This is a genomic window from Microcoleus asticus IPMA8, from assembly GCF_013179805.1.
In the GTDB taxonomy this organism is placed as follows: Bacteria; Cyanobacteriota; Cyanobacteriia; order Cyanobacteriales; family Microcoleaceae; genus Microcoleus; species Microcoleus asticus.
Map to the genome: position 1 here is coordinate 7,297 of NZ_SRRZ01000126.1, position 12,477 is coordinate 19,773.

At 43.9% G+C, this 12,477-nt stretch carries 13 protein-coding genes; 9 read left to right on the forward strand and 4 right to left on the reverse strand.

Annotated features, from left to right (window positions below; all coding sequences use genetic code 11):
• Positions 1 to 1,955, reverse strand: a 1,955-nt coding sequence (locus E5S67_RS25720; RefSeq protein WP_246276986.1) for a tetratricopeptide repeat protein, incomplete at its 3' end; no start/stop codon positions are given.
• Between the two features lie 261 nt (positions 1,956 to 2,216).
• Complete coding sequence (locus E5S67_RS25725; RefSeq protein ID WP_172191354.1) at positions 2,217 to 3,362, reverse strand: AAA family ATPase; 1,146 nt, start codon at positions 3,360 to 3,362, stop codon at positions 2,217 to 2,219.
• Between the two features lie 275 nt (positions 3,363 to 3,637).
• Here E5S67_RS25725 and E5S67_RS25730 point away from each other — a divergent pair, with 275 nt between their 5' ends.
• A complete protein-coding gene (locus tag E5S67_RS25730) occupies positions 3,638 to 4,342 on the forward strand; it encodes a hypothetical protein (protein ID WP_172191356.1) in 705 nt (234 codons plus the stop codon).
• A gap of 454 nt (positions 4,343 to 4,796) precedes the next feature.
• Here E5S67_RS25730 and ybiA read toward each other — a convergent pair whose 3' ends face one another.
• The gene (gene ybiA, locus E5S67_RS25735; protein ID WP_172191358.1) at positions 4,797 to 5,243 is read right to left on the reverse strand and encodes a riboflavin biosynthesis intermediates N-glycosidase; all 447 of its coding nucleotides are present in this window, start codon (positions 5,241 to 5,243) and stop codon (positions 4,797 to 4,799) included.
• A 48-nt stretch (positions 5,244 to 5,291) separates the two neighbouring features.
• Positions 5,292 to 6,005 (reverse strand): hypothetical protein, encoded by a 714-nt coding sequence (locus E5S67_RS25740; protein ID WP_172191360.1) that lies wholly within the window; start codon positions 6,003 to 6,005, stop codon positions 5,292 to 5,294.
• Positions 6,006 to 6,126: 121 nt separating this feature from the next.
• Here E5S67_RS25740 and E5S67_RS25745 point away from each other — a divergent pair, with 121 nt between their 5' ends.
• From E5S67_RS25745 to E5S67_RS25780, 8 genes are all read left to right on the forward strand, one after another.
• Positions 6,127 to 7,206, forward strand: coding sequence for a dipeptide epimerase (locus tag E5S67_RS25745; protein WP_172191362.1), 1,080 nt, complete (start codon positions 6,127 to 6,129; stop codon positions 7,204 to 7,206).
• A gap of 34 nt (positions 7,207 to 7,240) precedes the next feature.
• Positions 7,241 to 8,047 (forward strand): Uma2 family endonuclease, encoded by an 807-nt coding sequence (locus E5S67_RS25750; RefSeq protein ID WP_172191382.1) that lies wholly within the window; start codon positions 7,241 to 7,243, stop codon positions 8,045 to 8,047.
• Positions 8,048 to 8,145: 98 nt separating this feature from the next.
• Positions 8,146 to 9,195 carry an N-acetyltransferase DgcN family protein gene (locus E5S67_RS25755; protein ID WP_172191364.1) on the forward strand — a complete coding sequence of 350 codons (1,050 nt, stop codon included), beginning with the start codon at positions 8,146 to 8,148 and terminating at the stop codon, positions 9,193 to 9,195.
• A 43-nt stretch (positions 9,196 to 9,238) separates the two neighbouring features.
• On the forward strand, positions 9,239 to 9,880 hold the full coding sequence (locus E5S67_RS25760; RefSeq protein ID WP_172191366.1) for a type I restriction endonuclease: 642 nt from the start codon (positions 9,239 to 9,241) through the stop codon (positions 9,878 to 9,880).
• A 9-nt stretch (positions 9,881 to 9,889) separates the two neighbouring features.
• Positions 9,890 to 10,405 carry a cupin domain-containing protein gene (locus tag E5S67_RS25765; protein ID WP_172191368.1) on the forward strand — a complete coding sequence of 172 codons (516 nt, stop codon included), beginning with the start codon at positions 9,890 to 9,892 and terminating at the stop codon, positions 10,403 to 10,405.
• Positions 10,402 to 10,872: a GNAT family N-acetyltransferase gene (locus E5S67_RS25770; RefSeq protein WP_172191370.1), complete on the forward strand. Its 471-nt coding sequence runs from the start codon at positions 10,402 to 10,404 to the stop codon at positions 10,870 to 10,872. The genes E5S67_RS25765 and E5S67_RS25770 overlap by 4 nt, the downstream gene beginning before the upstream one ends.
• Positions 10,873 to 11,804: 932 nt before the next feature.
• Positions 11,805 to 12,092, forward strand: a complete 288-nt coding sequence (locus E5S67_RS25775) for an NfeD family protein (RefSeq protein ID WP_172191372.1) — start codon at positions 11,805 to 11,807, stop codon at positions 12,090 to 12,092.
• A 113-nt stretch (positions 12,093 to 12,205) separates the two neighbouring features.
• A partial coding sequence (locus tag E5S67_RS25780; RefSeq protein ID WP_172191384.1) for an NfeD family protein occupies positions 12,206 to 12,477 on the forward strand: 272 nt, incomplete at its 3' end.

The following is a 12,477-nucleotide window of genomic DNA, read 5'->3' on the forward strand; positions in this document are numbered from 1 at the left end:
TTGGCATCAAGTTCTATCGCTTTATCAAAGGATGCTAATCCTTCTTCATAGCGCTTGAGGTTGTCGAGTACATTGCCTCGGTTACGCCAAGCTAACTTATAATTGGCATCAAGTTCTATCGCCCGATCGAAGGATACTAAAGCTTCATCATAGCGTTTGAGGTTGTTGAGTACAATGCCTCGCCAATACCAAGCTAACTTATCATTCGCGTCAAGCGCGATCGCTTTATCTAAAGATACTAAGGCTTCTTCATAGCGCTTGAGGTTGTCGAGTACATTGCCTCGGTTACGCCAAGATAACTTATCATTATCGTCAAGTGCGATCGCCCGATCAAAAGATGCTAAAGCTTCATCATAGCGTTTGAGGTTGTCGAGTACATTGCCTCGAATAGCCAAGGCTTTCGAATAGTTAGAGTCCTTTTCAATAGCTTGGTCTAAACACTCCAAAGCTTGATCGTACCGTTTCATCCTATTTAAGAAGTATCCCTTTACCGACCAATCCCTTGCCTCCCCGCGACTTGCTACCAATTTTTCCGCATATGCTAAAGCAGAAACATCGTCTTTCTGTTCGCGACAATATTCAATTTCATCATAATAAGCCTTCAAAAGCGGATCTTCCTCATTTCTATCACTAGCCTCCAGCGCCCGCCTATAATATTCTCGTTCCATCACAGCATCAGACGGAATCGGTTCCAAATTTTGCCGATACTCAAAATAACTTTCCTTGTCCGCAAAATCAACATCCGCCATCCTCAATCCCAATCGCTGCTGCAACTCTTCCCGCGTATACCAAACCCGCAAAAAATCCACAAATAATCTAATCGGTTCATTGCGCTGCTTCTTCACTTCCAAACAAAAACGCATCAGCGGTTCCCGCAATTCGTACCAAGACTCCCGCCCGATTTCTTCACTTTTCACATAACCTTTTTCCCGCAACTCTTTCAGTTGACTTGATGCAGTTTGGTGAGAGATAAAACAGCGTTTGGCAATTTCTTTTACCGGGGCCGCGCGGCGCAAATCAGCCAAAAAATCAACAATTTTGCGCTGCTGATTTGAGATATATTTCATCCGATCCTGGTAATACGGCGTTAAATCGTCCAGCATCGCCATAAATGTTTCCACGAGTTTATTTAGAGATTCGCTGTTCACCAGGAAATCCGAGAAAACCATATAGATGCGGGGACTGCCACCAGAAAGGAAATGCACAACTTTAATGCGATCTCTTCCCGTTGGATTTTGAATAAAAGATGCTAACTCGCTTTTCCCTTCCAAGCTAGCAATCTGATGTAACAAAGCTACAGCATCATCTAGGTCTAATTCATTTAAATTATGAGGATAAAAAAAGCCGTAAAAAGGTCGATCGCGCGATTCAATTCCATCAAACAAACTTTGGGAAGTTGCCAAAATAGTCAAAAAGCAATAATTTTGAATATAAGCCCTAAACTGCTTTTGTCCGATATCGCCCAACCCGCCAAATACATCATCCAAATTTTCCACAATCAACAGCAAAACGCGCTGACCAATAAAATCTCTCAACAATTGTGCCGCTAAAGATTCAGCATCCTCCGACGACAACTCATAAAGCCCTTCGACAGCATCGTGTAACTGGGTTCGATATTCTACCGGATATTCTTTACCAATGGCGCGCAATATTGCAATTAATAAATCTAAAAAAGATGCTATCCCATATTCTTCTTCTCTCAACCATGCAATGAGCAATTTATCCTGCAAATCCTCCATCTTACAAACGCGGTGATAAATCACAGAAACTAAGTGAGTTTTCCCTATGCCGCGCGGCCCGATTAGCAGTTGAAAATGCTTGTTAGCTGTTAGCGCGCTCTCTCGGATTTTATCTACTAAATAGTTGGCCAGTGCGTGACGCTGTACCAGGATAGCTTCGAGAGTTTCTGGTGCCATCAAGCTTGGAGTAAATCGAGAGATTAATGTGTTTTTCATGGATTAATTTTGTTGGTTATTTAGTCGGCCAGTCCGCCAGTCCGCCAGAGAATTAATTCCCTAGCTCATAGCGAAAGTCCTCGCTATGAGGACTGAAGAGCTCATTAGTAGTCTGTAACTGGTAACGAGTAGAAAGAGTAGACGAGTAGTCTCGGATTTTGTATTAGTCCTCATAGCGAAGACTTAAGCTTTGAGGCAGGGGTTTGAACCCCTGCCGGACTCAATGTTTAACGTTTAACTGCGAACGATAAAAAAAGATTATCAACATCTTAAGGATTTCCAGTATTTTTTAATCAGCGCATAGCGAAATTGAAATCTGCTATCTTTCTTATAAATATAGTAATCCTGCTCCAAAAGCCTTAAAACTTTCCTCGTCATTTCCTTGTCTTGAGTTTCCGACTCTTGCTTGATACCGTTAAACAACTCATCAAATGACAAAGACCCTTCACCCGCCGCCAAAATATCGAGCAAATTCAGGGCATAAGGACGCTGTTTGTCATCGTAGTAACTATCAACTCGCTCCCGATAATATTCCATTTTCCAGGGATTCAGCGGGTCATCTAAACACTCAGCAATGATTTCCTTAATAGCTGGAATGTCCCCTGAACCACCGCGCAGCTTGAGTTTAGCAATTAAATGGTGGATGTAAAAAGGAATATTACTTAATTCATCGGCTATAAAAACCGCAGTTCCTTGGATATCCGGTGTATCAATATTTTCGCCCTCAAGCAATTTGCGAGCTAAATTAGTTGCATCTTTAACAGATAGTGGCGGCACATCTTGGACGTACATATCATTAGTAGGGTCGTTTGTATAGCCCGCTTTTCTGAGAGCACAAAGGACGTGATGCAAGCCAATTGATCCTGTATACACCATTCTGACAGCCGGGTACATCTGGCGGATCGATCGCAAAGTATCCAGCAATTCCATAGCCGCTTCATCGCCGATATTGTCCAACATATACGGCACTTCATCCCAAAACAGTACGACTGTGCGGTCTTGATTTTCTACCAAATCTGCGATCGTTTTAGTCAGCAAATTTTTCCACTGAGGAGCGGCAATGTCGGGCAACTTGAAACCGCTAAATTCTGTACCTCCCAGTTGAGTGAGGAATGCGCGAGCTTTCTTGGCGGTGCGATTAAAACGGCTTAAATATTCTTCCACATCGTTAAAAACTGTCTCGACAAATTCTAAGGGCGATCGAACATTTTCTAAGTCACGATAAATCGCCAATTTATCTGCGGTAGCTTCCGATCGCATCTTCTTAATTACTGATGTTTTACCCATCCGTCGCTCGGCACTCAATATAACACTTTGCTGTTCTAAAATCCCCCACAAATCAGAAATGAGCTTGTCTCTGCCCATGACTTCTGCTGGGGCAATTTCTCCGCCTGGATTTGCTTTCATTTTGTATCCTTAATTATATGTAAAATCTACGATGTTTTTATTGTACGTCAAATCTGACGTATATTGCAACTCGTCTGTCAATCGATTAACTGCTTCCTCGGCTCTGCCTGGGAACCGAGATCTAGAGGCTCTGCCTCTTCGGTTGCTGAGGAAAACAGCAAACAGAGCCTCCAAATCTGCGTCCCCAGGCAGAACTCGGGAACAAGAAAAAATCTGAAAAATATGCTTTAAGACTTGTTACAATACACAAAACTTCATACTTTCCCCAACACTGGATGACCTTTTTCAACGCCTCCGAACCCCTAATCCGCTGCAAACAGGAACATCTCGACGTACAAGACCGCGAAGGCCTGTTGCAAGTCCGCTGGCAAATTGGAAATATTACTCTTTTCTCAGGGCTTTATACCCGCATCGACCAAACTTTTCTGCTTTGGGGTTTGGTGACAGCCGGGATTTTTTTCACCGCTCAGTTTGTCCCCATCAGTTGGAGCTTTCAGGCGATTTTGTGGTCAAGTTTGACTCTAATTGGCACTGCGGTAATGGCTGTTTTGACTTTGTTTTGGGTAAGAGTCGAGCGAGTTAGCTGGATTCTTTACTCTTGGGCGATTTTGATGATAACTGGTTTGGTTCTGACCGATTGCAGTATTTTTGCCGGTTGGGGAGGTTTGCTGCTGCATCTGTGCGATTTGTGGTTGGGGTTGAGCGCGATCGGCTATTTTTGCACGGGACTCGGTTTGCGATCACGCACTTTTCTCCTGATTGGACTAACTCATTTATTTAGCATACCTCTATTAACATTAGTTGCACCTTGGCAATATCTAACCACAGGAATAATTATGGCCGGCTGTTTGTTGTTATTGTCCGAATTGCAGTGGGATATGCGATTGCCGATCGACAATAATTTGCTAAGCGAAGAACAAAAAGAATTTAACCGAATTCAACAGCAACTGCGACAGAGTGGCGCGATTATATCCAAATAAATCAAAATTGTAAAGAATTCTGTACAACAGCTAACACTTTCCACAAATCGGACACAATAGTAAAGATACAGCATAAATAAAAAACAAACTTTAACCAGAACAGGTGTTTTGCTGTTTTACCTGTGAGCCGCCAACCTCAGGAGAACGGTGTCAGGGAGGCGACTGGTTAAGAATGCTGTACTTGCGACGATAAAAGTTAATTCCGGTTAAGAGTAGTTGTTAAAACAAAAAAAGTGTTGCAGGGTTTTTACCGTTTCCCCTGCTTCGCAGTCTCTGAGGAGAGGCGAAACCCTCTACTAGAACAGCCTGACGAGATTGACACAGGTTTTGACAGTTGCTCAGGCCGATTTTTAAGTTCAGTGTTTAAGAAAATTGAGACAATGCTCGCTGAGGAGCCTTGCAGGACTTAGGATTAAATAAGTCCTGCTTTAGTGTGGGAAATTTAAGTTCGGTTTTACTCTGAGGTGCGTTTTCGCAAAATCTCCCTTACTTCCATTAAAATCTGTCCCAACCTATTTTTGCCGCTGCCATCTTTGCCGCAACCCCAATAGTAATCACTAGGAGCATTTTCGACTATTTCCTCATCGCCAGTAGCGAGTAAAATTTCTTTAATTTCGGGATGAGTTTCAAATTTGCGGAGTACGGCTTTTCCCATGATATCATCTTTTACTTCTTCCCAATCTTTGCGGAGGGGACGAGAGCGATCGCGTCCCATTTTTGCTGCATCTTTCGGTGTTTTTGCTTGGCGAATTTGGTCGCAGTGAACCGTCGCGGGAAACTTTTGTGCTTGAAAATAATGCTCGGTAGTTGGCCAGTATTCTCCGTCTAACTCGAATCCCTGACTGGAAAAATTAGAAAAACAGCCGTATTCGCTGCCAGTGGTGTAGAAGTAGATAGCCATAAAGTCTGCGATTTCAATTTCGTTAAAAATCTTGGTCGAGCGTCAGTTTTACCTCTGTGGATTATCCAATATCTTCAAGCGCAAATCAATAGTTTCAAGATGGGAACCGATGTAAGACAGCAAAGCGTAGATAAATACGATCACCCCTACCATTTCCAAAATTTCCTCAACACAAACCATCAAACCGTAGATCAAGTTTCGTTTAGTTACCGCATCTGCATAATAGCCAGTAACCATTTCCATGCCAAGTGCTCCACCCACATATATACTGCCTGCTAGTAAGAAAAAGTCCCTTATTTTCCGGGGTAGGTGCAGGAGAAACTTGAGATAACCCAGCGCAGTAATCGCAACAAAAATCGCCCCAGGAATTACCCAAATGAAGTAAAAAATCCCCCCTAAATTCAGTGCCTTTCGCAAGTCGTTAATAATTAATATTTCGTGCAGACTCAATATTTCATCTAAAGAAAGAAATACAAACATGAACGCCAGCGCTTTCCAGTGTCCAAAATACCGATCGCCCTGCTTCTTCTTAGCACTAGCAATAATACCTAGCAAAATCGCGCAAAACAGCAAAGTAAATGACGAGTACCACGAAGGATAATTTATTTCTCTGTCTAAATTAAACAAATTAATCCAGCGTTCTTGATAGTTAAAACCGTACCGCAGAACTTGTACGATGCAACCAGCAATAGCAAAGAAGAGCACCCAAATGCTAAGAGAGAAAGCAACTCTCTTCGGCGAAACAGAAATCAGGAATTTCATCAAATTTTTGATAAACTAGAACAAGCAAAATCAAACTATAAAGTAAAAAGTAAAAAATCGCAAGAGTGGCGCAATCCGCCCCCTCAGATTTTTATCTACCAAAAATCACCAATCACTGACAATGCACCTTCAAATTGAAACTTTCACTGTCCGCAAGCGGTTTGCCCTTACCATCAGCCGCGGTACAACAGCCCAAAGTACGAATTTATGGGTAAAATTAACACACGAAGGCATCGAAGGCTGGGGAGAAGCTTCGCCGTTTTCCACAGGTTCTAAGCCCCAAACTACCGAAATTCTGCTAGCGGCATTGCAGGAGGTGGTACCGCTGCTAGAAAAGTTTACTCCGTTCGATCGCCAAAAAATCGAAGAAGTATTAACAGAGGTCAACTTACACTCAGCCGCCCGCGCCGGCATCGACATGGCAATGCACGACTGGCTGGGCAAAAAAGCAGGCTTGCCGCTGTGGAAAATGTGGGGATTAGATCGATCGCGCATCGTCCCCACCTCCGTCACAATCGGCATTAATTCGCCGTCTGGTGCAAGAGAAAGAGTGCGCGATTGGTTTGGCAAAGATGCGACAGATCCAGGAAGCATCAAATACCGCGCCGTTAAGGTTAAATTAGGAAATCCCGAAGGAATCGAAGCCGACAAAGCTATGTTAATAGCAGTGCTAGACGAAGCACCCGCTAACGTTAAAATCAGTGTAGATGCTAACGGCGGTTGGAGTTTAAAAGATGCAGCAGAGATGTGTTGCTGGCTGGAAAAAGACCAGATAACTTATGTAGAACAGCCGCTTTCACCCGTCGCCGATATGGATGAATTCTCAGAACTGTACCGTCAATCACCCCTGCCAATTTTTGCTGATGAAAGTTGCTTTAATAGTTCCGATATACCCAAGTTAGCGCACTGCGTCCACGGCATCAATATCAAAATGATGAAGTCAGGCGGATTGACCGAAGCAATGCGGATGATTCACACAGCAAAAGCCTGCAATTTGCAAGTAATGTTCGGCTGCTATTCAGATAGCGCGATCGCAAATACAGCAGCAGCACAACTTTCACCGCTAGCTGACTATTTGGATTTGGACAGTCACTTAAATTTATTAGACGATCCTTTCACCGGTGCGATCGTCGAAAATGGGTGTTTGCTGCCAAACGGGCGATCGGGATTGGGAGTGCGGCGAGTTGAGATTGTAGAATAGAAGTATCGCTCAAAACAAATCTGGAGATACTATGATGCCAGTGGAATCAATAGGAGAGCAAATTGATAGAGAAGCCAAGCTTTTCTTTGAAGAACACAAGCCGCCGACTGATTTAATTTTTGATGATGGTGCAGAAATGGAAAGCAACCGCCACCGTATAGCAATGACCGTTTTAATCCGTTCCATAGAACAAGGTTTAGCTAACCGGAACGATTTTTTTGTCGGTGGCAATATGTTTATTTATTACAGCGCTAAACAGATTCGGAATCAGGATTTCCGAGGCCCGGATTTTTTCGCTGTGTTGGGTGTTGACAGCAATACTTCCCGACAAGGCTGGGTAGTTTGGGAAGAAAACGGACGTTACCCGGATGTCATTGTGGAACTGCTGTCGCCGTCAACGGCAAATCAGGATACAGGCAAAAAAAAGGATATTTACGAGCAGGTTTTTAGAACTCCTGATTACTTTGTTTTCGATCCTTTCGAGCCTAATTCTTTGCAAGGATGGCGTTTAGATGCCACCCTGCGCTATCAGCCGTTAGTCCCCAACGAGCGGGGTTGGCTGTGGTGCGAAACGTTAGGTTTTTGGTTGGGTACTTGGGAAGGAATTGTCGATCGAGAAACAGCAACTTGGGTGCGTTTTTTCGATGAATCTGGCAATTTAGTTTTGTTGCCGGAGGAAGCCGCTCAACAGCAAGCCGAAGCCGCTCAACAACAAGCCGAAGCCGCTCAACAACAAGCAGAATTCGCTCAACAGCAAGCGGAACAGGAACGCCAGCGAGCCTCGCGACTAGAGGCCAGATTGCGAGAATTGGGAGAAGATCCGAATGCTTTGAACGAGTAATCCCAAATCACAGCTAACACCCAATCGATTTTAAATTTTAGATTTTAGATTTTAGATTGAAGCTAAAATCTAAAATCGCCCGTCTCAAAAGTGAACCAATGACTAAAAACTATCCGATCAAAAATGGCAAAGTTGCCATCCTGCTGCACGAGGGAATTCTCGGCCATTCCGGCAAAACAGGTTTAGCATTTTTGCGCTACAGCGAAGCACAAATTGTAGCAGTAATAGACCGCCAATGTGCCGGACAATCTTTACCTGAATTAACTCGCCTTCCTCAACAAGTACCGATAGTTGCTTCCGTTGCAGAAGCACTGCAACTTGCGCCGGATATTCTGCTAATTGGTATCGCTACTCCCGGCGGTGTTTTGCCTGCGGAATGGCTGCCAGAAATTAATCGAGCGGTAGCAGCAGGTTTGTCAGTTGTCAACGGTTTGCACGCAAAAATTGCACCTTTGATAACAGTTCCGTTAACCGAAAATCAATGGATTTGGGACGTGCGTCAGGAACCGGAAAACATAGGGGCGATCGCCTCTGCTGCTGCTGCTCAATTAAGTTGTCGCCGCGTGTTAACTGTCGGCACAGATATGAGCGTTGGCAAAATGTCAACCAGTTTGGAACTCAATCGCACTTGCTTGCGGCGGGGTTTGCGTTCCAAATTTTTGGCAACCGGACAAACGGGTTTAATGATTGGAAATGAAGGCATTCCTTTGGATGCAGTGCGAGTTGATTTCGCGGCTGGTGCTGTCGAACAAATGGTGATAAAATTGGGTTCTGAATGCGATATTCTGCACGTAGAAGGGCAAGGTTCGCTATTGCATCCGGGTTCGACGGCGACTCTGCCGCTGTTGCGGGGTTCGCAGCCAACTCACTTAATTTTAGCGCACCGAGCCGGACAAACTAACATTCGCCATCACCCGCACGTATCCCTTCCCAAGTTATCAAAAGTGGTTGAATTGTACGAAATGGTTGCCGCTGCTGCGGGTGCTTTTGCAGGGGGAAAAGTGAGCGCGATCGCCCTCAATACTCATCACTTAAATGAGGCAGATGCGCTGTTAGCAATAGCTGAAGTTCAAGCAGAAACGGGATTGCCTTGTACCGATCCCGTAAGGTTTGGCGCGGAGGTTTTGTGGGAGGCGATTGACAGTTGATCTGCTACAATACGTACCAACTAATAAATAACTAGATCAAACTATGACACAAAGCATTCAAGCAAAAACACTGACCCTGCTAGATGTCGAAACAAAATTTAATTTTAAACTTTGTGAAAACGAGCAATTCTTCCGGGAGTGGATTGACCATTTACCGGAAATTGCCGATGAAGAAAAGCGCTCGCTCGACAAACTAAAAGCAGGCTATATCAACAGTGTAAAGTACGCGATGCTGGAAGATACTGTAAAAATGGTGGTACTGGCTCCCTTGCTATTTTTAGCAGATTTCTACTTGACTCCCTTTCACATAGAGGCAGAAAAATCGGTGGAACTGACTATTGAAGATGAAGATACAATTATCAGGGGCAGCATCGATGTCCTGCTATTGCTGCAATCTTTTTGGGTAGTGGCGATCGAAGCCAAACGCTCTCAATATTCCGTTGAAGCTGGGCTTCCTCAGTTACTATTTTATATGCTGAATGACCCCAGCTCAGAACCAGTAACATTTGGGCTTCTGACAAATGGTAGCAGCTTTCGATTTATCAAAATGACCAAACGAGACACACCGCAGTATGCCGTCTCTAAACTTTTCGATATTGCGAATCCCGGAAATGAACTTTACGAAGTTTTTCGCATTTTGAAGCGACTAGCTGGTATAATTTCCAGTAACGCCTCTTCTATTTAAATACATAATATGGAACTAGATTCTGAAAGTAACAATAAATTCACTAAAGCTCACTTTGACTTTAACAATTTGCCCCAACTCACCAACCCTTGGCGACAGCTAAATCTGCAAGGAGTAGCTTTAGGCTTGATTCGCTTGCCGGCTGGCGAGGGCTACACCTTTACTCACAGCCACGCAGAACAAGAAGAAGTTTATATTGTAGTTGAAGGCAAGGGCCTGATGGTTGTAGATGGGGAACTATTGACACTTGAGGGCGGCGATATTGTGAGAGTTTCCCCCGCTGCAAAGAGAGCATTAAAAGCTGCTGACAATACAGCTTTATTTGCAATCTGTACTGGAGGATTGACCGCAGGTTATCCCAAGCAACCCAACGCGCGCTATTTGATAGATGATGGAATTCCCGATTATGACGATGTTCCGCCTTGGTATGAGGGAAATCCCGAAATTGCCGAGAGAAATGCACGGTTAAAAGAAAGGATGTTGAAAGCCCAAGCCAAACGAGACAGCCAACAGGAATCATCATGAATGAAAGTTCTTTTTCGTTGCCGCCACAATGCGTCCTCCGTCCAGCCTCACATCGAGATATCAAATCAATTAGAAAGTTAGTTTGGAGCGCCAAACTCGATCCAACTCAGTTGCGCTGGGAGCAATTCTGGGTCATCGAATGCGAGGGAAAATTGGCAGCTTGCGGACAGTTGCGGAACTTTGCGGGCGCGCAAGAATTGGGCAGTTTGGTGGTGGCGAAAGATTGGCGCGATCGAGGTTTGGGAAGCTACCTCACAAAATATTTAATTCAACAAGCTACAGAACCGCTATATTTAGAATGTTTGGGAAAGCGACTCGCATCATTTTATACTCGCTTTGGCTTCGTAGAAGTTTCCAGACAAGAATTGCCGCAGTCGCTTAAATTCAAGTTCGGTTTGTCTCAATTAGCTAAAACTTTATTCAAAATTCCTGTAACAATTATGCAGTATCAAGCAGGTTGTCTATAATTATGACTTTTATGAATTTAAGATTCTGAATTTATGAATGGATTTTAAGTTCGACCTGTTCAATAATTGTATAACAGGGTGCGATCGAGCTGCATCGATCAAAAACTCCTACCGCCTCGTGATATCTGCGTCAATCTCGATCGCCTATTTTCTATGCCTAAATAGGTAGGTACAAATCAACATCGCATCGGGAGGGCGGGTTAGTGCCCAACTTTACTTGCTTGTATCACCGAGCCGCTTACGGGCTCCTAATGGCGCACAGGGTGTCAGAAACCGGGTTTTTAGGGGTTTGGTGCGTAAGTTACGGACTAGATATTTATGGATATTCCGGATTGGGCGATCGAGAATGCGTAAGTTCATAATTCACCGTTCGCGGTAGTCCAGTTAGCTAAATTGGCACAGCTACAAGCGCGATATGTAGGCAAAAACCTTTGCAAAATCGTTGCTGGCAGGTAGAAAAGTGTCATGTGCCAGTACCAGACTCGGAAAGTGGACTGGCGATCGCCCCAAAGATATTCGACTCCTGGCAAATTAGTAAGTGTAAAGCAAGTGAGTCACAACCCAATCAAAAAAATCAACCCAAAAATTCAACCCAAAAATAAAACATCTTCACAGCAGCAGTAATGCGGAATCAGACAATCTCTAATGTAGCTAACAACATCTACCCTTGAGGCAAATCCTACCAACGGCTCAACCACTAAATCCTTAATTCAATACCTCGGAATTACTGGATTTAGACTCCCCGCAACCGCTTCTCAAATCCCCTCAACATTTCAAAATTTCTTTGCTTTTTATCCTGATAAAACCACGGAAGGCAAGAACAATGAAATATTAGGTAATCAATCAATCTCAACCGAGGAAATGCAGCCTTTCAAATAGCATCAACACACAATTACACATCCATATATTTTAACACAACAGGAGTAAATATCATGTTCAACGTAGTAAAAGCTTTCGGATCGATTTTCTCCACCCAAGGATACAGCACAGCTAACAATATGCTAATCAAAAATTACATCAACACCAATTTTAACTACTTCAACGAAGAAGCAGTCGTCGATGAATCGATTTACCCGAATCAAACAGGTCGCGTCCGCTTCCAAGGTAGCTGGTGGCCCGCACGGTGCGATCGCCAAATCACCCTCACACCGGGAGACACGGTTTATGTCATCGGCGTTGACAACATCACTCTGTTAGTTTCCCTCGCTCCCGCAGACTAAATCAGAGCATGAACAACCTGGTAATCAATTTCAACCAGGAAATGCTACTTTTCAAATAGCTTGAAATAGCCGATTAAACTTTGATATATATTAACACAAAAGGAGTCAGGAAAATGTTTAACGTAGTAAAAGCTTTCGGTTCAATTTTTTCTCCTCACACCTACAGCACAGGAAACAATCTATTAATGGATAACTACATCAACACCAATTTTAACTATTTCAACGAAGAAGCAGTCGTTGATGAATCGATTTACCCGAATCAAACAGGTCGCGTCCGCTTCCAAGGTAGCTGGTGGCCCGCACGGTGCGATCGCCAAATCACCCTCACACCGGGAGACACGGTTTATGTCATCGGCGTTGACAACATCACTCTGTTAGTTTCCCT

Coding starts and splice junctions, on each gene's coding strand:
- E5S67_RS25770 (WP_172191370.1), top strand. CDS start 10,402: ATGAATGAAAGTTCTTTTTCGTTGCCGCCACAATGCGTCCTCCGTCCA.
- E5S67_RS25745 (WP_172191362.1), top strand. CDS start 6,127: ATGCACCTTCAAATTGAAACTTTCACTGTCCGCAAGCGGTTTGCCCTT.
- E5S67_RS25765 (WP_172191368.1), top strand. CDS start 9,890: ATGGAACTAGATTCTGAAAGTAACAATAAATTCACTAAAGCTCACTTT.
- E5S67_RS25775 (WP_172191372.1), top strand. CDS start 11,805: ATGTTCAACGTAGTAAAAGCTTTCGGATCGATTTTCTCCACCCAAGGA.
- E5S67_RS25730 (WP_172191356.1), top strand. CDS start 3,638: ATGACCTTTTTCAACGCCTCCGAACCCCTAATCCGCTGCAAACAGGAA.
- E5S67_RS25725 (WP_172191354.1), bottom strand. CDS start 3,362: ATGAAAGCAAATCCAGGCGGAGAAATTGCCCCAGCAGAAGTCATGGGC.
- E5S67_RS25740 (WP_172191360.1), bottom strand. CDS start 6,005: ATGAAATTCCTGATTTCTGTTTCGCCGAAGAGAGTTGCTTTCTCTCTT.
- E5S67_RS25760 (WP_172191366.1), top strand. CDS start 9,239: ATGACACAAAGCATTCAAGCAAAAACACTGACCCTGCTAGATGTCGAA.
- E5S67_RS25755 (WP_172191364.1), top strand. CDS start 8,146: ATGACTAAAAACTATCCGATCAAAAATGGCAAAGTTGCCATCCTGCTG.
- E5S67_RS25750 (WP_172191382.1), top strand. CDS start 7,241: ATGCCAGTGGAATCAATAGGAGAGCAAATTGATAGAGAAGCCAAGCTT.
- ybiA (WP_172191358.1), bottom strand. CDS start 5,243: ATGGCTATCTACTTCTACACCACTGGCAGCGAATACGGCTGTTTTTCT.